Origin of the sequence: Streptomyces fragilis (assembly GCF_003112515.1) — a bacterium.
In the GTDB taxonomy this organism is placed as follows: domain Bacteria; phylum Actinomycetota; class Actinomycetes; order Streptomycetales; family Streptomycetaceae; genus Streptomyces; species Streptomyces fragilis.
On the sequence record NZ_BEVZ01000002.1, the window covers coordinates 134,435 to 156,145 of the forward strand.

General features: G+C 74.2%; 19 protein-coding genes and 3 pseudogenes. 12 read left to right on the forward strand and 10 right to left on the reverse strand.

The features are described from left to right. The first annotated feature begins 85 nt into the window (after window positions 1-85). Window positions 86-751: a CBS domain-containing protein gene (locus Sfr03f_RS02620; protein ID WP_108952057.1), complete on the forward strand. Its 666-nt coding sequence runs from the start codon at window positions 86-88 to the stop codon at window positions 749-751. Between the two features lie 44 nt (window positions 752-795). Here Sfr03f_RS02620 and Sfr03f_RS31765 read toward each other — a convergent pair. Both Sfr03f_RS31765 and Sfr03f_RS31770 read right to left on the reverse strand, forming a co-directional pair. After that, window positions 796-1,008, reverse strand: a pseudogene (locus Sfr03f_RS31765) (type I glyceraldehyde-3-phosphate dehydrogenase); the annotation flags it as partial. Beyond that, window positions 1,008-1,244: pseudogene (locus Sfr03f_RS31770) on the reverse strand (glyceraldehyde 3-phosphate dehydrogenase NAD-binding domain-containing protein); the annotation flags it as partial. The pseudogenes Sfr03f_RS31770 and Sfr03f_RS31765, both read right to left, overlap by 1 nt. Window positions 1,245-1,486: 242 nt before the next feature. Between Sfr03f_RS31770 and Sfr03f_RS02630 the strand changes: the two are divergent. The 3 genes from Sfr03f_RS02630 to Sfr03f_RS02640 all read left to right on the forward strand — a co-directional run bounded on the left by Sfr03f_RS02630 (window position 1,487) and on the right by Sfr03f_RS02640 (window position 4,567). Next, window positions 1,487-2,134 (forward strand): CBS domain-containing protein, encoded by a 648-nt coding sequence (locus Sfr03f_RS02630; RefSeq protein ID WP_170145024.1) that lies wholly within the window; start codon window positions 1,487-1,489, stop codon window positions 2,132-2,134. 144 nt (window positions 2,135-2,278) lie between these two features. Continuing rightward, window positions 2,279-3,850 carry an oleate hydratase gene (locus Sfr03f_RS02635; protein WP_108952058.1) on the forward strand — a complete coding sequence of 524 codons (1,572 nt, stop codon included), beginning with the start codon at window positions 2,279-2,281 and terminating at the stop codon, window positions 3,848-3,850. A gap of 96 nt (window positions 3,851-3,946) precedes the next feature. Then, window positions 3,947-4,567, forward strand: coding sequence for a thymidine kinase (locus Sfr03f_RS02640; protein ID WP_108952059.1), 621 nt, complete (start codon window positions 3,947-3,949; stop codon window positions 4,565-4,567). A 185-nt stretch (window positions 4,568-4,752) separates the two neighbouring features. Here Sfr03f_RS02640 and Sfr03f_RS02645 read toward each other — a convergent pair. Together Sfr03f_RS02645 and Sfr03f_RS02650 are read right to left on the reverse strand one after the other, a co-directional pair. Further along, a pseudogene (locus Sfr03f_RS02645) lies at window positions 4,753-5,388 on the reverse strand (MFS transporter); the annotation flags it as partial. A gap of 30 nt (window positions 5,389-5,418) precedes the next feature. Next, window positions 5,419-5,949 (reverse strand): carboxymuconolactone decarboxylase family protein, encoded by a 531-nt coding sequence (locus tag Sfr03f_RS02650; protein WP_108952061.1) that lies wholly within the window; start codon window positions 5,947-5,949, stop codon window positions 5,419-5,421. Window positions 5,950-6,405: 456 nt separating this feature from the next. Here Sfr03f_RS02650 and gad point away from each other — a divergent pair, with 456 nt between their 5' ends. From gad to pdxR, 3 genes are read left to right on the forward strand one after another with little or no spacing between them, the layout of a single operon-like run. After that, a complete protein-coding gene (gene gad / locus Sfr03f_RS02655; protein ID WP_108952062.1) occupies window positions 6,406-7,827 on the forward strand; it encodes a glutamate decarboxylase in 1,422 nt (473 codons plus the stop codon). 37 nt (window positions 7,828-7,864) lie between these two features. Then, a complete protein-coding gene (locus tag Sfr03f_RS02660; protein ID WP_108952063.1) occupies window positions 7,865-8,734 on the forward strand; it encodes a class II glutamine amidotransferase in 870 nt (289 codons plus the stop codon). 53 nt (window positions 8,735-8,787) lie between these two features. Further along, window positions 8,788-10,239: a MocR-like pyridoxine biosynthesis transcription factor PdxR gene (gene pdxR, locus Sfr03f_RS02665; RefSeq protein ID WP_108952064.1), complete on the forward strand. Its 1,452-nt coding sequence runs from the start codon at window positions 8,788-8,790 to the stop codon at window positions 10,237-10,239. A 45-nt stretch (window positions 10,240-10,284) separates the two neighbouring features. On the opposite strand, the gene Sfr03f_RS02670 is transcribed toward pdxR, so the two are convergent. Continuing rightward, window positions 10,285-11,091 carry an LURP-one-related family protein gene (locus Sfr03f_RS02670; protein ID WP_108952065.1) on the reverse strand — a complete coding sequence of 269 codons (807 nt, stop codon included), beginning with the start codon at window positions 11,089-11,091 and terminating at the stop codon, window positions 10,285-10,287. A gap of 9 nt (window positions 11,092-11,100) precedes the next feature. Then, window positions 11,101-11,745, reverse strand: a complete 645-nt coding sequence (locus Sfr03f_RS02675; protein ID WP_159105520.1) for a hypothetical protein — start codon at window positions 11,743-11,745, stop codon at window positions 11,101-11,103. Window positions 11,746-12,015: 270 nt separating this feature from the next. On the opposite strand from Sfr03f_RS02675, the gene Sfr03f_RS02680 reads away from it, so the two are divergent. Continuing rightward, a complete protein-coding gene (locus tag Sfr03f_RS02680) occupies window positions 12,016-12,510 on the forward strand; it encodes a hypothetical protein (RefSeq protein WP_159105521.1) in 495 nt (164 codons plus the stop codon). Window positions 12,511-12,540: 30 nt separating this feature from the next. On the opposite strand, the gene Sfr03f_RS02685 is transcribed toward Sfr03f_RS02680, so the two are convergent. Next, window positions 12,541-13,407: a VOC family protein gene (locus Sfr03f_RS02685; protein WP_159105522.1), complete on the reverse strand. Its 867-nt coding sequence runs from the start codon at window positions 13,405-13,407 to the stop codon at window positions 12,541-12,543. Between the two features lie 292 nt (window positions 13,408-13,699). On the opposite strand from Sfr03f_RS02685, the gene Sfr03f_RS02690 reads away from it, so the two are divergent. Further along, window positions 13,700-14,554 carry a sulfurtransferase gene (locus tag Sfr03f_RS02690; RefSeq protein ID WP_108952069.1) on the forward strand — a complete coding sequence of 285 codons (855 nt, stop codon included), beginning with the start codon at window positions 13,700-13,702 and terminating at the stop codon, window positions 14,552-14,554. Between the two features lie 158 nt (window positions 14,555-14,712). Here Sfr03f_RS02690 and sepH read toward each other — a convergent pair whose 3' ends face one another. The 3 genes from sepH to Sfr03f_RS02705 form a co-directional block, all read right to left on the reverse strand. Then, complete coding sequence (gene sepH, locus Sfr03f_RS02695; RefSeq protein WP_108953393.1) at window positions 14,713-15,762, reverse strand: septation protein SepH; 1,050 nt, start codon at window positions 15,760-15,762, stop codon at window positions 14,713-14,715. Between the two features lie 533 nt (window positions 15,763-16,295). Beyond that, window positions 16,296-17,633, reverse strand: a complete 1,338-nt coding sequence (locus tag Sfr03f_RS02700) for a D-arabinono-1,4-lactone oxidase (RefSeq protein WP_108952070.1) — start codon at window positions 17,631-17,633, stop codon at window positions 16,296-16,298. Further along, a complete protein-coding gene (locus Sfr03f_RS02705; protein ID WP_108952071.1) occupies window positions 17,575-18,831 on the reverse strand; it encodes an MFS transporter in 1,257 nt (418 codons plus the stop codon). The genes Sfr03f_RS02700 and Sfr03f_RS02705 overlap by 59 nt, the downstream gene beginning before the upstream one ends. Window positions 18,832-19,034: 203 nt before the next feature. Here Sfr03f_RS02705 and Sfr03f_RS02710 point away from each other — a divergent pair, with 203 nt between their 5' ends. From Sfr03f_RS02710 to Sfr03f_RS30485, 3 genes are all read left to right on the forward strand, one after another. Next, the gene (locus Sfr03f_RS02710; RefSeq protein WP_108952072.1) at window positions 19,035-20,165 is read left to right on the forward strand and encodes a ferrochelatase; all 1,131 of its coding nucleotides are present in this window, start codon (window positions 19,035-19,037) and stop codon (window positions 20,163-20,165) included. Window positions 20,166-20,269: 104 nt separating this feature from the next. Beyond that, window positions 20,270-21,100, forward strand: a complete 831-nt coding sequence (locus tag Sfr03f_RS02715; RefSeq protein WP_245967367.1) for an inositol monophosphatase family protein — start codon at window positions 20,270-20,272, stop codon at window positions 21,098-21,100. Between the two features lie 312 nt (window positions 21,101-21,412). Next, the gene (locus Sfr03f_RS30485) at window positions 21,413-21,586 is read left to right on the forward strand and encodes a hypothetical protein (RefSeq protein ID WP_170145025.1); all 174 of its coding nucleotides are present in this window, start codon (window positions 21,413-21,415) and stop codon (window positions 21,584-21,586) included. Window positions 21,587-21,711: the final 125 nt, after the last annotated feature.

Genomic DNA, 21,711 nt, shown 5'->3' on the forward strand with positions numbered 1-21,711 from the left:
CCAGGAGCAGCGCCCGTACCACCGGGCGCGGGCACCGGGCCCGGCGGACCGCCCGGGCCCGTCACATCACGATGAGAGGAAGATCATGCGCGGCAGTCGGTACACGGTCAGCGACGTCATGACCCACACGGTCGTCTCGGTCGGCCGGGACGCCACGTTCAAGGACGTCGTCGCGATCATGCAGCAGTGGAGGGTCAGCGCCCTGCCCGTGCTGGCCGGGGAGGACCGCGTCGTGGGCATCGTGTCCGAGGCCGACCTCCTGCCCAAGGAGGAGTTCCGCGACAGCGACCCCGACCGCCTCACCCAGAGGGACCGGCTGCTCGACCTGGCGAAGGCGGGCGCCCGCACGGCGGGCGAGCTGATGAGCGCGCCCGCGGTCACCGTCCGCGCGGACGCGCCCCTCGCCGAGGCAGCCCGGGTCATGGCGCGACGGCAGGTCAAGCGGCTCCCCGTCGTCGACGACCGGGGCATGCTCAAGGGCGTGATCAGCCGTGCCGACCTGCTGAAGGTGTTCCTGCGCCCGGACGAGGAGATCGCCGCGGAGGTCCGCCGCGAGGTCGTCGCGTACCTGTTCCCCACCCTGAGGCCCCCGGTGCGGGTGAAGGTCGCGGACGGCGTGGTCACGCTCTGCGGGCGGCTCCGGGACACCTCGATGGTGCCCGTCGCCGCCCGTCTGGCCCGCGCGGTCGAGGGCGTCGTCGACGTCCAGTTCGACCTGAAGGGACCGGGCGCCGCCACACCCGGCGCGTGACCGGCCGGCCGGCGGCCGGGGAGGCAGCCGGCCGGCCGTGGCGATCAGGCCTCGGGGAGCCGGGCCGCGACGTGCTCGGACAGGTCCAGCAGGCGGTTGGCGTAGCCCCACTCGTTGTCGTACCAGCCGAAGACCTTCACCAGGTCCCCGTGGGCCTGGGTGAGCGGCGCGTCCAGGACGCACGAGGCGGGATCGCCGACCACGTCCCGCGAGACGATGGGGGCGTCGGACACCCTCAGCACGCCCTTCAGCGGGCCACCGCGATCCGCCGGCCGTCCACGGTCAGCGACGTGTCGTCGTGCTCGACCCTTCGCCCCAGCCGGCCGTACGTCGAGTCGTACGCCAGCAGGTGCGCCAGCGCCTCCGGCGAGGTGAGGTCGGTGACCGCCACCACTTCCAGATCCGCGTTCGTACCGGCGGCCCTGTCGAGCACACAGCGCAGGTAGTCGCGGCCGATGCGGCCGAAGCCGTTGATGCCCACACGAACGGTCATGTCGGTCCTCCCGGCAAGGGCCGGTCGTCACCCGGTCGCCCCGGGACCCCTCCAGCCTCACCGTCGCGGGCCCGCCGGGGCACGGGCCGTGCGGTACCGGTTCGGGGGACCCTTGGCCCCCTGCCGAGGGCCGGGCGCCCCTCGCGGCGCGGGGCACGGCACCGGCACGCTGAAGACGTGCCGGCCCCCGCGGGTGCCCGTGCCGGCGTCCGCTCCCGGCCCGCCGTCAAGGAGAGAAGATCATGAGATTCCGCACCGTCGGTCAGGTGATGACCTGTGAGGTCGTCCGGGCCCGCCGAGGAACCCAGTTCAAGGAAGTCGTCCGGCTGCTCGACCACCACCGGATCAGCGGCCTGCCGGTGGTCGACGACGACGACAAGGTCGTGGGTGTGGTCTCCGGGACCGATCTGCTCCGGGCACAGGCCTACCGGGACGGCAGCGAGCCCAGGGGAGCCGTCACCGCCGGCGACCTCATGACCAGCCCCGCGATCACCGTTCATCCGGAGCAGTCCGTGCCGGACGCGGCGCGGCTGATGGAGCGCCGTGGTGTGGAGCGGCTGCCCGTGGTGGACGAGGAGGACCGGCTCATCGGCATCGCCACCCGCAGGGACCTTCTGCGGGTCTTCCTCCGCACCGACGACGACCTCCGCCGCCAGGTGGCCGAGGAGGTCCTCACCGGTGCGCTGGGACTGGCGCCCGGCGCCGTCCTCGTTTCCGTCCACGACGGCGTCGTCACCCTCGACGGCCGGATCGAGCGCCGCAGCCAGGCCGCGGAGGCCGTTCACCGGACATGGCGGCTGGAGGGCGTCGTGGGAGTGCTGAACGCGCTGACGTTCCACGTCGACGACACCCAGCCGCGTGTGGCGGCCACCTGGGCTCCCGTCCGGTGACTCCCGCCGGAAGACCCCGGCCGGCGAGAGCCGGTCGGACCGGCCGGAGGGCCTGACCGGCCCACTGACGGCACACCGGTGCCCGGGAAACGCTGAGGGCGAGCGGTTCCGCGGTCGAGGAGCCGGAGACCAGGGAGTTGTGCGATGGCGAAGGCGTATCTGGTGGGCAGTGGGGTCGCGGCACTCGCGGCGGCCGTGTTCCTGATCCGTGACGGCGGATTCGACGGAGGGGACGTCCACCTCTTCGAGGAACGGCCGGACATCGGCGGAAGCCTGAACGCCGGCGGCACGACAGGACCCGGACACACCGTGCCCGGCGGACGCCTGATCGACGCGGGATCACACTGCGCGTTCGACCTGCTGTCGGGCATTCCGAGCCTCGACGACCCGTCGGTGAGCGTGGCGCGGGAGATACTGGAGGACCACGAGAGCTTCCCCCTGGACGACGTCACCCGTCTCGTCGACGGTGAGGGGAGGCCCGTCGACCCTCGTGCGACGGGCCTCTCCGAACGCGACCGGCTCCAGCTCCTCCGGCTGCTGGCGCTCCCCGAGCGGTCGCTGGACGGCGAGCGGATCACCGACTGCTTCGGCGAACACTTCTTCACCTCGGCCTTCTGGCTGGTCTGGTCCACCACGTTCGCCTTCCGGCCGGGCCACAGCGCGGTGGAGTTCCGACGCCATCTCCGGCGCTTCGCCCACCTCCTGCCCGAGTTCGCGACCATGTCCGGCGACCACCGCACCCGGTACCACCAGTACGACTCCCTCGTCCTTCCGCTGGTCGCCTGGCTGCGCGAGCGCGGAGTGTCCTTCCACACGGGCTGCCGTGTCGTCGACCTCGCACTGGCGCCGGGACGGAAGGACATCACGGTCAGGACCCTCCACCTCGCCAGGAACGGACAGAAGGAGAGGATCGCCGTGGCGCCTGAGGACCTGGTTCTGGTGACCAACGGCGCGGTGACCGACGCCGCCGGTTTCGGCTCGCACACCACCCCGCCGCCCGCCCCTCCGCGCCGCTCGGACGCCTGGCTCCTGTGGCACCGGATGGCCCGCGGCCGCGAGGACCTCGGCGACCCGGCGGTCTTCGACAAGAACGTCAAGGAGTCCCTCGGGGTGTCGTTCACCGTGACCACGAAGGACCCCGTGTTCCTCGAGGCGCTGACGGAGTTCAGCGGCCGTGAGACGGGTAGGGGCGGCCTGATGACCCTCACCGGCTCCCCCTGGCTGCTCAGCGTCGTCGCCGACCGGCAGCCGGTCCACCGTGACCAGCCGGAAGGGGTGTCGGTCTGGTGGGGCTACGGCCTGTTCCCCGACCGCCGTGGCGCCCGGACGCCCAAGCCGATGACGCAGTGCTCCGGTCAGGAGATCCTGGAGGAGGTCCTGCACCACCTGCCGCTGGGCGAGGCGGTGGCGGCGCGCGTCCGGCAGACGTCGACGGTCGTGCCCTGCCTGCTCCCGTACTTCACCGGACCGTTCCTGCGCCGCACCCGGGACGACAGGCCCAGGGTCGTGCCCCGGGGCTCGGTGAACCTCGCCTTCGTCGGACACTTCGCCGAGCTCCCCGACGAGGCCGCCTTCACCGTCGAGTACTCGGTGCGGACCGCCTGGACGGCCGTGAGCAGTCTCCTCGATCTGGGCCGGCAGCCCCCGCCCGTGCACAAGGGGTACCACGACCGTCATGTGCTGGCGGCGGCCGCGGAGACCCTGCACCACCGCTGAACCGGGGTCTGACCGAGCTGTCCGCGGCGACCATGTGGAGGCCGGCGGCAATGTGCCCGCGGACCCGCGACCGCCGCACCGGCTGCCGCGGGTCCGTTGATTGCGGGGAAGAGGACGCTGGCCCTCCAGATCGCCCACAACCGGTCCGCCCGCGGGCTGGAAGGGCTGATCTTCACCCGGGACGACCGGGCCGGCGAGGGCAAGCTGTCGTCGCGCCTGGGCCTGGTGACGGACGCGGTGGAGGCCGGCACCGGGTTCGACCTGTACGCGTACGTGGTGGACCGGCTGCAGCGGGGCGGCCGGATCGACTACGTGATCGCCGACGAGGCGCAGTTCTTCGCCCCGGAGCAGGTCGACCAGCTGGCGCGGATCGTGGACGACCTGGAGATGGACGTCTACGCCTTCGGCATCACCACCGACTTCCGCACCCGCCTCTTCCCCGGCTCGCAGCGGCTGATCGAACTCGCCGACCGGGTCGAGACCCTGCAGGTCGAGGCGCTGTGCTGGTGCGGGGCGCGGGCCACGCACAACGCGCGCACGGTGGGCGGCGTGATGGTCGTCGAGGGCGAGCAGGTCATGGTCGGCGACGTCGCCAACCAGCCCGACGAGATCGGCTACGAGGTCCTGTGCCGCCGCCACCACCGCCGGCAGATGACCAGCGCCACGGCCAAGGCGGCGTCACTGTCCCCGGACGTGCTGCCGGTCAGCTCCGGCTGAGTGACGGGACGCTCCGCACTTCGCGCGGCGCGGCGCGCGTGGCGGCGGCCGATGTCCGGTCGAGCGGCCGAACCGCCCGGACCGGGCCGACGGCGGGTGCGGCGGCCCGGACCGGGCGGCGAGAGGGGACGAGGGGCGAGGGCGAGAGGACCGGGCGGCGAGGAGAGTGAGGGGCGGGCGGCGGGTCAGGGGCGGCGGGGGAAGGTGAGGGCCACGGTTGCCGTCAGGGCGATGCCCGCCGTCGCCGCGAGGAGGGCGACGCGCATGCCGTCCACCGTGGCGACCGCCGAGGTCCGCTCGCCGAGGCCCGCGAGGGCGACCAGGACCGCCAGGCCCACCGCGCCGCCGACCTGCTGGGCGGTGGACGCCATGCCCGAGGCGATGCCCTGCTCGTGCCCCGCGACGCCGGCGGAGGCCGCGCCGAACATCAGGGTGTAACCCGCCCCCTGGCCGAGGCCGAGGATCAGGAAGCCGGGGACCAGCGCGGCGTAGGAGCCGTCGGCGGAGATCGTCAGGGCCAGCAGTGCCGTGCCCGACCCGGCGAGGACCAGACTGCCGGTCATCGCGGTGCGCACGCCGAGCCGCGTGGTGACCCGGCCCGCCAGCAGCGAGCCCAGGGTGATCGCCAGCATCGGGACGAGGTAGGCCAGACCGGTCTGCAGGGCGTCGTAGCCGAGCACGTTCTGGAAGTGGACGGTCAGGAAGTAGGCGAGGGTGCCGACGGTCGCCATGTAGAGGAACGTCACCGCCATGCCCGTGCGCAGGCCGCGGTCGCGCAGCAGCCGCAGGGGCGTGCCGCGCGGGGGCCGGGGCGGCCGGACGAGGTCCGGCCGCCGTCGTCGTGGCGGCCATCAGCGGGCCGCCCGCTGGTCCTGGCCGGCGATCTTGGCGGTGCCGAGGGCGATGCGGTTCCAGGTGTTGATGGTGAGGATCAGGGCGAGGACGCGGGCGAGTTCCGGCTCGTCGAAGTGGCGGGCGGCCTCGGCGTAGACGTCGTCGGGGACGCCGGCCCGGGAGACCAGGGTGACGGCCTCGGTCAGGGCGAGGGCGGCCTGCTCCTTGCCCGTGAAGAAGCTCCGGGCCTCGCGCCAGACGCCGATCATGTGCAGGCGGGCCTCGTCCTCGCCTGCCTTGCGGGCGTCGGTGGTGTGCATGTGGAGGCAGTAGGCGCAGCCGTTGAGGAGGGAGGCCCGGATCTGGATCAGCTCGACCAGGGCCGGGTCGATGCCCTCGCGGGCGGCGGCGTCGAAGCCGACGAGGGCCTTGAACGCCTTGGGCGCCGCCTTCGCGAAGTCGAGGCGCGAGGCGTGGTGGTGGCCGGCCGCGGGGGCGGGGGAGAGGGCGGAGGCGGGGGCGGTCGTGGTGTGCGCGGTGTTCGTCATGCTGCGAATCTAGGGCGCGGAAAGACTCCCTCCAGGGTGCATTTCCGTGCCGGATTTCCGGGTCAATTAGGGGCCGCGCCCGTCGGTCGTCGTGCGCGGACCCGACCCCCTCCGGCCGGCGCCCGCCAGGAACCCCCGGCCCGTCGTCCTCCGGCCGCCGCCCGCCGGTCGGTGCCCTCTGGCCGGCCCGCTCCGGTCGGTGCCCTCAGGCCCGTCGCCCTCCGGTCGTCGGCCGTCCGGAGGAAACTTGAGCGCGCGTACGCCCTCCCCGGCGCGGCTCCCGGGTGAGGCGCCCCGGCCCTGGTGGGCGCACCCCGGGGCCCGGGCCGGGCCGGAGCCGTGCCGCTGCCGTCGCGGTCGAGCCCCCGGCCGGCGCGGGCCGGCCTGATTCGTCACCGGCCGCGCGGGGGAGTCCTGGCAGAGGCGTACCCCTCCCCGCGGAAAGGCCGAGCACCCGTGACGGTGAAGCACGAGGCCCACGACAGGAGCCGTGACCTGCAGGTCAACCCGGTGTTCAGCCGCGAGCCCCTGCGGGTGCCCCGGTACCAGCTGCCGGCCGGCGAGATGGAACCGGCCACGGCCTACCAGGTGGTGCACGACGAGCTGATGCTCGACGGCAACGCCCGGCAGAACCTGGCGACCTTCGTCTCCACCTGGGCGGAGCCCGAGGCCCGGCGGCTGATGGACGAGTGCGCCGAGAAGAACATGATCGACAAGGACGAGTACCCGCAGACCGCGGAGCTCGAGGCCCGGTGCGTGCACATGCTCGCCCACCTCTGGCACGCCGAGGACCCCCGGCACGCGATGGGCTGCTCGACCACGGGGTCGAGCGAGGCCGCCATGCTGGGCGGGCTGGCCCTCAAGCGGCGCTGGCAGCACCGCCGCCGTGCCGAGGGCAGGCCCACCGACCGGCCCAACCTGGTCATGGGCAGCAACGTCCAGATCTGCTGGGAGAAGTTCGCCGACTACTTCGAGGTCGAGCCCCGTTACGTGCCCATGGAGGGCGACCACTTCCACCTCACCCCCGACCGGGCGGTCGAGTGGTGCGACGAGAACACCATCGGCGTTGTCGCCGTGCTCGGCTCCACCTTCGACGGCAGCTACGAGCCCGTCGCGGACATCTGCGCGGCCCTGGACGACCTCCAGGCCCGTACCGGAGTGGACGTCCCCGTCCACGTCGACGGCGCCTCCGGCGCGATGATCGCCCCCTTCCTCGACCTCGACCTGCGGTGGGACTTCCGGCTGCCGCGGGTCGCCTCGATCAACACCTCGGGCCACAAGTACGGCCTGGTCATGCCCGGCGTCGGCTGGGCCCTGTGGCGGGACCGCGAGGCCCTGCCCGACGACCTGGTGTTCCACGTCAACTACCTCGGCGGCGACATGCCGACCTTCGCCCTGAACTTCTCCAGGCCGGGGGCCCAGGTCGTCGCCCAGTACTACAACTTCCTGCGGCTGGGCTTCGACGGATACCGGCGGGTCCAGCAGACCTGCCGCGACGTCGCCACCCGGCTGTCCGGGGAGATCGCGCGGCTCGGCCCCTTCGAGCTGATCACCGACGGCAGCGACATCCCCGTCTTCGCCTTCCGGGTGCGCGACGGGGAGCGGCGCTTCAGCGTCTTCGACGTGTCCGCGGCGCTGCGTGAACGGGGCTGGCAGGCCCCCGCCTACACCTTCCCCGAGAACCGCACCGACCTGGCCGTCCTGCGCGTCGTCGTCCGCGTCGACTTCAGCCACGACCTGGCCGACCTGCTCCTGGAGGACCTGCGCCGCGCCCTGAGCCGGCTGGAGACGCAGGACGCCCCCCGGCGGGGCGCGGAGGCCGGCGGCTTCGCCCACGGCGCCGAGACCAGGAACCCCCGCCGTCCCGGTCGCCGGTGACGGCGTACCACCGCTCCACGCCCCACGGAGGAACGCCGTGTGCCGCCTCTTCGGCCTCAGCAGCGCCCCACACCGCACGCACGCCACCTTCTGGCTCCTGGACGCCCCCGACAGCCTCAGCGACCAGAGCCACCGCGACCCCGACGGAACCGGCCTCGGCCACTTCACCGCCGACGGAGACCCCCGCGTCGACAAGGCCCCGGTCGCGGCCTACCGGGACCGGGCCTTCGCCCAGGAGGCCCGCCAGGTCGAGTCGGCGACCTTCGTCGCCCACCTGCGCTTCGCGTCCACCGGCGGCCTGGACACCCGCAACACCCACCCCTTCGAACAGGACGGACGGCTCCTCGCGCACAACGGGGTCGTCGAGGGCCTGGACGCGCTCGACGACCACCTGGGCGAGGACCGTTCGCGGGTGCGGGGCGACACCGACTCCGAGCGGGTCTTCGCCCTGATCACCCGGGAGACCCGGCGGCACGACGGCGACGTCACCGCGGGCATCCGGCAGGCGGCCCGCTGGATCGCCGCGAACCTGCCGGTCTACGCCCTCAACCTGATCCTCGTCACCCCCCGGGAGCTGTGGGCGCTGCGCTACCCGGACACCCACGACCTGTACGTCCTCGAACGCGGGGCCGGCGGCCTGCACGGCGGCCGGCACCTCGACCACAGCGGCAGCGGCGGCCGGATGCGCGTCCACTCCGCGCACCTGGCAAGCCGGCCCGCCGTCGTCGTCGCCAGCGAGCGGATGGACGACAGCCCGGGCTGGCGCCTGATGGAACCCGGAGAACTGCTCCACGTCGGCCCCGGCCTCGGCGTCACGCGGCACGAGGTCCTGTCCGGCCCTCCGGCCCGCCCGCTCGGCCTCGACGACCTGCGGCCCGACGCGGCAGCCTCGCAGAAGGCCGTCTGAGAGCCCTCATCGCGGGTGAGGGCGGGCACCGGCCTCGGCTAGGGTGCACTGCCATGCCGGAACCATGGGTCGATTCGGCGGAGCGCATCGGCAGTGACCTGCACCTGGACCTGTCCGGTCCTGGCAGTCGCCGCGCCGTGCTCATCCGCGCCCTGCGGGAGGCCGTACGCGAGGGACGCCTCGCGCCCGGCACCAGACTGCCGCCCTACCGCTCGCTGGCCGCCGACCTCGGCCTGGCCCGCAACACGGTCGCCGACGCCTACGCCGAACTCGTCGCCGAGGGGTGGCTGACCGCGCGCCGGGGTTCCGGCACCAGGGTGGCGGACCGCGCCGCCCCGCCTCCGCCCGCGCGGAGGCCGAAGCCGGCCGCCCGCCGGCCCGACGCTCCGGCACACAACCTGAGGCAGGGCGCGCCGGAGGCCGCCTCGTTCCCCCGCACGGCCTGGCTGGCCTCCGCCCGGCGGGCGCTGGCCTCCGCACCCGACGAGGTCTTCGGCCCCGGCGACCCGCGCGGCCGCGTCGAGCTGCGCCGCGCGCTCGCCGAGTACCTGGCCCGCGCCCGCGGGGTGCGGGCCGACCCCGACCGGATCGTGGTGTGCTCCGGCGTCGCGCACGCGCTGCGGCTGCTGTTCGACGGTTCGCGCGGCGCGGCCGGCGGCGGGGTGCTGCGCGGACCGTTCGCGGTGGAGTCGTACGGGCTGGGGTTCCACCGCGCGATCCTGGAGAGCGCCGGCGTGCGGACGGTGCCCCTGGGGCTGGACGAACAAGGTGCCACCGTCGAGGAGCTGGCCGATGTGAGACCGAGGGTTCGCGGCGTGCTGCTCACGCCCGCGCACCAGTTCCCCACCGGCGGCCCGCTGCACCCGGCCCGGCGTGCCGCGGTCGTCGACTGGGCGCGGGCCGGCGACGGACTGGTCCTGGAGGACGACTACGACGGGGAGTTCCGCTACGACCGTGAGCCCGTCGGAGCGCTGCAGGGCCTGGACCCCGAACGGGTCGTCCACCTCGGCTCGGTCAGCAAGAGCCTGTCCCCGGCGGTACGGATCGGCTGGATGGTGCTGCCCGACCACCTCGTCGACGGCGTCCTCGCCGCCAAGGGCGAGCGGGAGGCGTGGGCGAGCGTCCTCGACCAGCTGACCCTCGCCGACTTCATCACCTCCGGCCGCTACGACCGGCACGTCCGCCTGATGCGCCGGCGCTACCGGGGCCGGCGCGACCAGCTCGTCACCGCCCTCGCCGAACGGGCCCCGCACGTCACGGCCACGGGCATCGCCGCGGGGCTGCACGCGGTCCTGCGGCTGCCGCCCGGGACGGAGTCGTCCGTGGTCAAGGCCGCCGCCTGGCAGGGGATCGCGCTGGACGGCCTCGCCCACTTCCGTCATCCCGGGGCCACCACCCCGGCCGAGGACGGGCTGGTCATCGGCTACGCCGCCCCGGCGGAACACGCCTACCGGGCCGCCGTCGACGCCCTGCTGCGGGCCCTGCCGCCCGGCGACGTCGCCTAGGATCCGCCCGTTCGCCCCCTCGCTTCTTCGTCCGGCCCGGCCGGGTCACCCGAAGCCGCGGGCGTCCTGCTTGAGGGCGGTGTCCACCGTGAGGGCGGTGGCGACGACCAGGCTGCGCAGGGGCTCCGGCAGCTGCTGGTGGATCTGCAGGACGTAGTTGTCGGCGGTGGTGAAGAGGGTCTTGGCCAGTCCCTCCCAGGTCTTGGTGATGCGGGCGACCTCGGTGCCGGTGTGGTCCACGACGGCGAAGTTCCAGGCGCGCCAGTTCTCCGCGCGGATCTCGCCGAGCGTGGCGCCGTTCGCGGTGATCGCGAACCTGATCTTGCCGATCGCGTTCTGCTGGACGATCTCGCCGACCGGCGTGCCGTCCGGGCGGGTCACCACGACCCGGGACTTGATGAACTTCGCCGGGCGGGTGAGGAGCAGCAGCGGCCGGCCCCAGGCGTCGCGGATCTCCAGCCGGTGGGTCAGGTACTGGTCGAGGCTGCTGACGAAGCGGAGGGCCTTGCGCAGGGTGCTCTGGCCGACCTGGACGACCGAGCCGATGTGGGCGCCCTGCTGGTCCATCACCTTGTACTCGTTGACCAGCTCGACCAGCTTGGCCTTCTGGTTCACGACCAGGACCGGCTCGGTGAAGATCGTGCCGGTGCCGGTCACGGGCGCCTGGACGCCGGCCTGATGCTGGACCTGCCGGGCCACCCGGGGGTCGGGGATCTGGGGGGCCGCCTGCGGCGCGCCCTGCGTGGGCGCGGTCTGCTCGGTCCAGCGGGCGCCGTCCCAGTACCGCAGGAGCTGCGGGGCTCCCTGGGGGTCGGGGTACCAGCCGGCGGGGTGCGTGGGATGTGTGGTCACCTGCGGATGCTACGTGTGTTCGACCGAAACGCGCCATGAGCACGGGAAGCGCCGTCCCCCTCGGGCAGGGACTCCCGGTCCCCTCCGGGCGGGGCGAGGCCGGTCCCCGGCGGCCGCGTGCCCGCCGGCGTCGTCCTCCCACGGGCCCATGGGGCGGTCACTCCCCTTCCAGGTCGTTCGCCCAGCGGGCCGTCTCGTTGAGCGGTGCGACCGTGCAGCCGTCACCGGCGAGCGCAGCAGCCGGACCGTCTGGCTCCAGGTCGCGCCGAAGGTCGGCATCCGGACGGAGTGCTTGCCGGCGCCGCCGGCGACGAGGACGCGGATGTCCTCCGGCGCGCGGGCGATCGCCACCCGGTGTCCCCACGCCTCCGGCAGGAGCCGGTAACCACCCCGCAGACTCGCTTCCCGGAGCTTCTCCGCACCGACCCGGGTGGCGTCGACACGGGCGTTCTCGAACAGGTACTGCTGGACGTCGCCACGCGACAGGCCCGCGTCGGCCAGCAGCCGCGCGTGTTCGGGACCCAGCGCGAGGAACTGGTCGCCGCCGCGGTGGAGGGGGTTGGCGCCGGGCGTCGCCGTGGTCGCCGCGATGGTCCGCAGGAGGTTCGGGGCGGTGGACGACCGGTGGTCGTCGATGTTGTGCGGGCCCTCCACGGCGGCCACCGTGACCAGGTCGTCCGCCGGGTCCCAGCCGTCGGGCCGGTCCAGCTGCGCGCCGAAGGACGGCCAGGGGCTGTCCGCCTGGTTCTCGGCGAAGCAGAACGACCACTTCGCGGGGCGCCGTGGGTCGCCCGGTCGGTGCCGCGGGCCCCCTCGCCCCCGCCGGGGCGGGCGCCGCCGGCGTTCATCGCGACCAGCCGCACGGCACGGCCGATCGTGCCGTTGGCGCGGAACCCGGAGCCCGTGCAGCCCGTCCCGCCCGCGATGCCGAGCTCACCCGCGACCGGGCCCTGGACGACGACCATCAGCGTGCACGGGTGGGTGGTCGTCCGGGAGCCGTACAGGTTGAAGTCCGGCTGCCGCATCGCGACGACCGCGACCTCCAGCACCGGCACGTACGCGGGCAGGCAGCCGGCCATCACCGCGTTGGCGGCGAGCCCGCGCAGGGTCAGCTCCGCGCCGCGCGGGGCGACGGGGCCCAGCAAGGCGTCGGGGTGCCGGGTCGCCGCGGCGAGGAAGCGCTCCACCCGCTCCGGCGTGGGCACGACGACGGGCAGGCCGTCCGTCCATCCCCGCCCGTGCAGCTGCTCGGAGGCGGCCTCCTCGTCGCGGGCTCCCCCGAGACGACGAGGTCCGGTCCCCCTGCGGTCGCTGGACGCGGCGACGCGTGCGCACGTCCTCGCGACACTGGCGAGCATCGCGCCGGGGGCGGCCAAGGAGCCCGCCCAGGCGGAGCCCGCCCAGCGGGAGCCCGCCTAGGACGTGCGGCGGCGTCGCCGGGCGACCGCGTCAGGCGGAGGCGACGCGGGTTCCCCGGGCGTCGGCGGTGTTCCGTTCCGCCCGGGTGGCGGCGGGGGTGAGCAGCCCGAAGGGCGCGCCGTCGGGGTCGGTCAGCTGGGCGGAGCGGCCGTTGAGCCCGTTGGTGGGCGGGCGGCTGATCCGTCCGCCCAGCGCCACCGCGTGCTCGGTCGCGCGGTCCACGTCGGACGTGGCGAAGTAGGTCGTCCAGTGCGCGCCGCCCGCGCGGTGGACGGACAGCCCGGCACCGCGGATGCCGAGTACCGGCCGCCCCGCGTGACGCAGCACCACCCGCTCCTCGGCGGGGGACGGGGCGGTCTCCCGGCCGAGCCCGAAGACGCTCTGGTAGAACCTGACCGCGGATCTCGTCTCCGCCACCACCAGTTCCAGCCAGGCGGGCGTGCCGGGAAGTCCGGGGGCCGGCGGCGGGTACGCGCGCGGCAGGCGCCGCATGCCGAACACCGCGCCCGCCGGGTCCGAGCAGAACGCCACCCGCCCGCCCTCGGCGTCGTCCAGCGGCCCGACGCCCATGGTGCCGCCGCACTGCCGGACGGCCAGGGCCGCGCTGTCGATGTCGTCGGCCGTCAGGAACGGCGTCCACTCGGGGGTGAGCCCGGCACCCGCGGGCAGCAGGCCGATGCCGGCGACCGGACGCCCCTGGGCGGTGGCGATCAGCTCGCGCAGCGGGCCTCCCTTGCCCGGCGTGAACTCCCAGCCCAGCAGCGGCCCGTAGAAGTCGTGGGCGACACCGAGGCCGCGTGTCCTCAGACTCGTCCAGCAGGGCGCCCCGGGTGCGCCCGGTGCGCGTCCGGTGGTGGAGAAGTCATTCACGTCGGCCGCCCCCGTTCTGTCCGTCATCGGTCGGTTCACAGGTTTCCGTTCCCCGGATGCGGGGAGAGGAAAGTCCTTTCTTCTCGGCGGATCCCCGCCCCGGGCCGGAACATGCCCCACCGATGCGTGAGGAGTTCCTCCGTGGACGTCACCCGCACGGTGGGTGCGCGTTCCGGTGCGGTGCGTGACCGAAGTGCCGTGGCGGAGCAGCGTAGCCAACGCTGCGCGGTGTGGCCATCCGGTGCCCGCGCCCGGCGTGGCGCGGTGGCCGGAACGCGCGTGTTGGTGCGGGCGGCGGGGTGTCGGGCAGGATGCGGGCATGAACTCTGCACTGGTGTCGGCCGCCGAGCTGGCCGGTCTGCTGGACGGACCCACTCCTCCCGTACTGCTGGACGTGCGCTGGCAGTTGAGCGTCGCCAAGGCGGGCGGTGAACCCCCGTTCGACGGGCGCGCGGAGTACGAGCGCGGGCACCTTCCCGGCGCCGTCTTCGTGGACCTGGACGGCGAGCTGGCCGCACCGCCGGGGGAGGGGGGACGCCACCCACTGCCGGACCTGGCCGTCTTCGGCGCGGCGATGCGGCGCGCCGGGGTGTCGGCAGGGCGGCCGGTCGTCGCCTACGACGGCGGCATCGGCTGGGGCGCGGCCCGGGCGTGGTGGCTGCTGCGGTGGGCGGGGCACGGGGACGTGCGGGTGCTGGACGGCGGACTGCCGGCCTGGCGGGGGCCGCTCGAGGAAGGGCCGGAAGTGCCGCACGCGGCGGGGGACTTCCTCCCGGAGCCGGGAGCGATGCCGGTGGTCGACGCGCGGGGCGCCGCCGAACTCGCGGAGGCGGCGGACGGGTTGCTGCTGGACGCGCGGGCGGGCGAGCGGTACCGGGGGGAGGTCGAGCCGGTGGACCCGGTGGGCGGGCACATCCCCGGCGCGGTCTCCGCGCCGACCTCGCTGAACGTCGGGCCCGACGGCCTGTTCCGGTCCCCGGCCGAACTGGCCGAGCGGTACCAGGCGTTGGGCGCGGGGCGGGAAGGGGTCCGCGTGGGGGTGTACTGCGGTTCGGGGGTGTCGGCGGCGCAGGAGGTGCTGGCACTGGAGGTGGTGGGCGTACGGGCGGCCCTCTACCCGGGTTCCTGGTCCGAGTGGGTCACCGACCCCGCCCGCCCCGTCGCCAAGGGCTGACCCTCGCCGCCCCGCGCCGGCCTGCGCCGTCCGTGCGGGCGGGGCCGGGTCGGCCAGGGGGCGTCAGGCCGCCCGAGGGGCGGCACGACGGGCGCCGGGGGACGCGGGTGCCCGTACCGCCCCCGGGCGGCGGGCCGCCCGCGTCGCGGGCGCGGGGGTCAGTCGGAGTTCTTCTTGCGGCGGGTGCCGAAGACGATCTCGTCCCAGCTGGGGACCGCCGCACGACGCCCGGGACGCACCCCGTCCGCCTCTGCCTGCCGGTCCGTCGCCCCGATCAACCGGTCCCGGTGGCTGCTGACCGCCCGCGGCATCAGGACGTCCGCGTACGCGGAGCCCGCCCCCGCGGAGGCCGCCGGCGCGGGCGGCTCCTCGACGTCGGGCTCGGTGTCCGGGCCGTCGGGCGCCTCGCCGGGGATCTCCGGGACGACCAGATCGCCGCGGAAGCTCGGCACCGCCTCGAGGAGGCTGGTGAGCGAATCGCTGACGCTCTCCTCCTCCGGGTCGGACGGCTGCGCCTGCGCGGGCACGATCGCGGCCCGCTCCGACCGGTCGCCCCGGTCCCGGTCCCGGTCCCGCTCACGCGGCAGCCGCGCGATCCGCGGCACGAACGGGTGCGCCGGCTCGGCCGGCCCGAGGTCGTCGGACTCGCCGATCAGCGACCGCGCCTCGTCGTCGACCGCGGCGACCAGACGGCGCGGCGGGTCGTAGGTCCAGCTCGCCGTGTGCGGCTCGCCCGCCACGCGGTAGACCAGCAGCACCTCCCAGGTGCCGTCGTCACGACGCCAGGAGTCCCACTGCACGGTGTCCTTGTCGGCGCCGCGCAGCAGCAGCCGCTCCTGCACCGCCTCGCCCAGCGGGGGACCGGTGTTCTCGCCCGGGCGCCGCACCGGGGTCTTGCGCGCGCGCTCCGCCATGAACGCGCGCTCGGCCAGCACGGGGCCCTCGAAACGCCGCACGCGGTCCACCGGGATGCCGGCCAGCTGGGCGACCTCTTCGGCGGTGGCTCCGGCCCTTATACGGGCCTGGATGTCGCGGGGGCGGAGGTGGCTCTCCACCTCGATCTCGATCTGTCCGAGACGGGGACGGTCGCCGCGCACGGCGGCGCGCAGCCGTTCGTCGATCGGAAGCGTGTACTCCGTGCTGTCCGCAGCCTTGAGCACCAGCCGTGTGCCGTCATTGGAGACGGCCACGACACGCAGTTCGGGCATGGGGACCTCCCGGGTGGTGCCTGCCGACGTCACGTGCGTCGCTGCTTCCGCTAGTCGAGTGTGGCCTGCCCGGGTGCAGCCTGCCACAACCTTGCCGAGTTGCCCGGCGTGTCGGGCGCCGGGCCCAGGCTCACCGTCATGGCACGGCTACCTGCTTGCAACGTCAAGTGACCCACATCGGTCACCCTGCGCAACGGCCTCCCTCCCCGGCGCTCCTGACGGATCGCGGTCGCCCAGGCGGGAGTCCGGACCCAGGGCTCCGAACACTACTCCATTCGGGCCACGTGCGTGGATCGGCGCGCCGGTCGAAATCGGGGCGGGTCACCCCAAGATCGTCCCGGCCCGGCGTCCCAAGGTCCGGACGGCCCTTGCGACGTGGCGTGTTTCACGCCCCGGTCCACGCCCCTGATCCCTGCCCCGTCCCGCGGGTTCCAATCGCCCGCGCCGTGATCTTCCGTGCGCGGCACGGGCGGTGGCACGTCGTGGCTACCTCGTCCTGGTCCGCGTCCGGCGCCCGCGTCCGGCGCGCGCCGCTACTCCCCGAGCACCCGCCTCAGGTAGTCGTTCTGGAAACGCCGCTCGGGGTCCAGACGGTTCCTCAGCTCCAGGAATTCGCCGAAACGGGGGTAGACGGCCGCCAGGTGGCCGGCGTCCCGGGTGTGGACCTTGCCCCAGTGAGGTCTGCCCTCGTAGGCCGTGAAGATGCGTTCCGCCATCGTGAAGTAGGCCTGGTACGGGGTGCCCCGGAACATGTGGACGGCGATGTAGGCGCTGTCCCGGCCGGAGGCGGTGGAGAGCGTGATGTCGTCGGCGGGCGCGGTGCGCACCTCCACCGGGAAGCTGACCCGCAGCCCCGAGCGGTCGACCGCGGACCGCAGTTCGCGCAGCGCGTCGACCACCGCGGCGCGCGGCAGGGCGTACTCCATCTCCACGAACCGCACCCGGCGCGGCGAGGTGAACACCTTGTAGGGGATGTCGGTGTAGGTCCGGGCGGAGAGCGCCCGGCTGGATATCCGCGCGATCGCCGGTATGGTCGCCGGCACCGCCCGCCCCAGCCGGTTGACCGCTCCGAAGACGCCGTTGGAGAGGAGCTCGTCCTCCAGCCAGGCGCCGGCCCGGCCCAGCGGGCGCGGCGGTCCGGCGCTGCGGTTGTTGCGCTTGGTGTTGCAGTTGCCGGTGTGGGGAAACCAGTAGAACTCGAAGTGCTCGTTGGACGACCAGAGTTCCTCGAAGGAGCCGGTGACCTGGTCGAAGCTCATCGGCTCCTCGCGCGCGGTCAGCAGGAAGACCGGCTCCACCCGGAACGTCAGGGCGGTGACGACGCCCAGCGCGCCGAGCCCGATCCGCGCGGCGGCGAAGACCTCGGGGTTCTCCTCGCGGGAGCAGGTGAGCACCGAGCCGTCCGCGGTGACGAGTTCCAGGGCGGCGATCTGCGCGGCGATCGAGCCGGACTCCCGGCCGGTGCCGTGGGTCCCGGTGCCGACCGCGCCGGAGACCGTCTGCTCCATGATGTCGCCCATGTTGGTCAGCGACAGACCCTCGCCGGCCAGCGCCGCGTTGAGCTGCTTCAGCGGCGTGCCGGCCCCGACGGTGACCGTCCCGGCGGCCCGGTCCACGCGGTGCACCCCGGCCAGGCGTTCGGGGCGGATCAGCACGCCGTCGGTGGCCGCGGCCGCGGTGAAGGAGTGGCCGCTGCCCACGGGCTTGACCCGCAGCCCCCGTTCCGCCGCGTCGCGCACCGCGGCGGCGACCTCCTCCGCGCTGCCGGGAGCCACCTGCCGGGCCGGGCGGGCGGTGACGTTGCCCGCCCAGTTACGCCAGGTGCCGCTCTGCCGTGTCCGCCGTGTCCGTGCGTTCGCCGTGCTGCTCAACGGTGCCTCCCCGCGACGTTGCCGGCCTGGTCAGCCGGCGGTACCCGAGGAAACCGACCGCCACCGCGGCGGCCCCGGCGACGGCCGGCACCACGTACCCGGTCCGCGCGCCGGCCGAGTCGATCACCAGGCCGGCCACCGAGGACCCCAGTGCGACGCCGACCGCGAGGCCGGTGCTGATCCAGGTCATGCCCTCGGTCAACTGCGCGCGTGGTACGTGCTGCTCGATCAGGGACATCGTGGTGATCATCGTGGGGGCGATGAAGAGGCCCGCGACGAACAGCGCCACGGCCAAGAACGGCAGGTTCCCGACCAGTTGGAGGGGGATCATACTCGCGGCCATCGCACACACACCCGCCAGCCAGCGACGTTCCGGGCGGCCGTGGACGCGCAGCACGCCGAAGACCAGTCCGGCGACGCAGGAACCGGCCGCGTAGACCGCGAGGACCAGGCTGGCCGCGGCCTTGTGGCCCAGCTCCTCGGCGAAGGCGACCGTCACCACGTCGACCGCGCCGAAGACCGTCCCGGTGGCGACGAAGGTGGCCACCAGCACCTGGAGGCCGGGCGAGCGCAGCGCGCTGCCCCGCACGTGCTCCTCGGGCGGGTGCGGCCTCGGCTCGGTGGCGCGCTGGGAGGTCAGCCAGAACACCCCGGTCGCCATGAACAGCGCCGCCAGCAGGGGTCCCGCCTCCGGGAACCAGGCGGTGGACAGGCCGATGGAGACGATCGGGCCGACGATGAAGCAGACCTCGTCGATCACCGACTCGAACGAGTAGGCGGTGTGCAGCATCGGGGTGCCGCGGTAGATGGCCGCCCAGCGGGCCCGCACCATCGAGCCCAGGCTCGGCACGCAGCCGACCAGGGCGGCGAAGACGAACAGGGCGGCGTCCGGCCAGCGCAGGCGCGTCGCCACCAGCAGACCGGCGGCGCCGGTGAGCGCCACGAGGACCGCGGGGCGCAGCACCCGGCTCTGCCCGTGACGGTCCACCAGCCGGGATATCTGAGGGCCGAGCACCGCGGAGGAGAGCGCGATGGTCGCGGAGAGGGCGCCGGCCAGTCCGTAACGGCCGGTGACCTGGGAGATCATGGTGACCACGCCGATGCCCATCATGGACAGCGGCATCCGGCCGACCAGTCCGGCGGCGGAGAAGCCGCGGGTCCCGGGCGGCGCGAAGAGGGCGCGGTAGGGCGAGGGCACGGGCTCTCCGGGGAAAAAGGGGCGTCGCTGCCCAGGTCACGAAGTGGTTGGCCGATACAGCTTACGACTGGTTCGACCAGGTGTGCCCCGGGTGTACGGGCGTCCTGACGGGGAGCGTGGGGGCAAGGGGGGCGCAGGGATGCGGCGACCCGGCCGGGCGGCCCGGTTTCCCCGCCGCCGGTCGCCAGTGGGAGGATCCACTCATGCCAGATGTGCTCGAATCGTCCCCCTACGACGCGTTGCTGCTGCTCTCCTTCGGCGGCCCGGAGGGCCCCGAGGACGTGGTGCCGTTCCTCGAGAACGTCACCCGGGGGCGCGGCATCCCCAAGGAACGCCTCAAGGAGGTGGGCCAGCACTACTTCCTGTTCGGCGGCGTCAGCCCGATCAACGAACAGAACCGCGAGCTCCTGGACGCCCTGCGCGCGGACTTCGCCGGACACGGGCTGGACCTGCCGGTCTACTGGGGCAACCGCAACTGGGCCCCCTACCTCACCGACACCCTGCGCGAGATGGTCCGCGACGGGCGCCGCCGGATCCTGGTGCTGGCCACCAGCGCCTACGCCTCCTACTCGGGCTGCCGGCAGTACCGCGAGAACCTGGCCGACGCCCTGGCCACGCTGGAGGCCGAGGGGCTGGAGCTGCCCCGGGTGGACAAGCTGCGGCACTACTTCAACCACCCGGGCTTCGTGGAGCCGATGGTCGACGGCGTGGTGCGGGCCCTGGAGGACCTCCCCGAGGAGGTGCGCGACGGCGCCCAGCTGGCGTTCACCACCCACTCCATCCCGACCGCCGCGGCGGACACCTCCGGTCCGGTCGGCGAGCACGGTGACGGCGGCGCGTACGTGCGCCAGCACCTTGACGTCGCCCAGGTGATCGCCGAGGCGGTGCGCGGGCGCACCGGCGTGGAGCGGGCCTGGCAGCTGGTCTACCAGTCGCGGTCCGGCGCCCCGCACGTCCCGTGGCTGGAGCCGGACATCTGCGACCACCTCGAGGAGCGGCACGCGGCGGGCGTCCCGGCCGTCGTGATGGTGCCGATCGGTTTCGTCTCCGACCACATGGAGGTCCTCTACGACCTCGACACGGAGGCCAAGGCCAAGGCGGAGGAGCTGGGGCTGCCGGTGCGGCGCTCGGCGACGGTCGGCGCCGACCCGCGGTTCGCGGCGGCGGTCCGCGACATGGTCGTGGAACGGGCCGCCACCGAGCGCGGGCAGTCCGTGAAGCCGTGCGCGCTGGGCGCGCTCGGCGCGAGCCACGACGTGTGCCCGGTGGGCTGCTGCCCCGCCGCGCGCAACCCGAAGCCGGCCGCGGCGGGCGAGGACAGCCCGTACGCCTGAGCGGATCCGTGGGGCGGCGCGCCCGCGCCGCCCCACGGATCCGCCAGAACGCCCCGACCCGCTCCACGACCGCCCCAGACGTACCGACAGGACGCGAGGACACCGTGACGGACCTGCACCAGACGGAGCTGCACCGAGAGCTGCTGGAGATCGCCGGGGAGGCGGCCCGCCGGGCCGGCGAGCTGCTGCGGGACGGCCGCCCCGACGACCTCGAGGTGGCCGCCACCAAGTCGAGCCCCATCGACGTGGTGACCGAGATGGACATCGCCGCCGAGAAGCTGATCGTCGACCTGATAGCGGCCCGCCGCCCCGGGGACGGGTTCCTCGGTGAGGAGGGCGCCTCCTCGGCCGGCACCAGCGGCGTGCGCTGGATCGTCGACCCGCTCGACGGCACCGTCAACTACCTGTACGGCCTGCCGTCCTGGTCGGTCTCGATCGCCGCCGAGGTGGACGGGGCGACGGTGGCCGGGGTGGTGGAGATCCCCATGCGGGGCGAGACCTTCCGCGCCGTGACCGGCGGCGGCGCCTGGGTGACCGGGCCGTCCTGGCAGGGGGAGCGGCGGTTGTCCGTGCGGCCGTCGCCGCCCCTGGACCAGGCGCTGATCGCCACCGGCTTCAACTACGTCACCACCGTGCGCGCCCACCAGGCGGAGGTGGCGCGGGAACTGCTGCCGCTGGTGCGCGACATCCGCCGCGGCGGCTCGGCAGCGGTCGACCTGTGCGACCTGGCGGCGGGGCGCCTCGACGGCTACTACGAGCGCGGACTGCACCCGTGGGACCGGGCGGCCGGGGACCTGATCGCCCGCGAGGCGGGCGCCGTCACCGGCGGACGGGCCGGCGAGCGCCCCTCCGACGACCTCACCGTCGCCGCGACGCAAGGGGTCTTCCGGCCCCTTCAGGAGCTGCTGGAGCGGCTCGGCGCCTGGCACGACTGACCGTGTGACCTGTTTCACCGCGCCCCTGGAGACCGCCCTCCCGGGGGCGCGGCGGAGGCGGTGACCTGCGCACGCGGCGCGGGGTGTCCGCACGGTGAACGTCCGGCCTATGCCAGATTTCCTTGCCGCCCAAGGTTTCCGCCAGGTGACGCGTGGGGAGGACGGTTTCAACCCCGCGATCACGCTCCGCACGTGCCGTACCACCAAGCGGCACGGGCGTCCGGCTTCCCTTTTCCCCGGAGGCGCTGCCGGACACTCCGCCCGGCGTGATCGTCCCTTCCCGACCCACGACCCAGGACGAGGGGGCGCCGCATGGACGCATTCACCGCAGGGCTTCTCCAGCGCATAAGGGCTGCCGAGTCGCACCTCACGCAGGCGCGCGACGAGGGCGACGAGTTCGCCGCCGAGGTGGAGCAGGGAGAACTGGACGACCTGCGCCGTCTGGCCGCCGAGCACGGTGTGGAGGTCGGCGCCGCGAGCGTCTGACACCGACCCCACGGCTCCGTCACCGCGAACGGGCCCCGGCATCGGCCGGGGCCCGTTCCGCGTGTTCCCCGCGGCATCCCGCCCGTACGGGCGGGATGCCGCCTTACAGCCGACTTACCGGCACA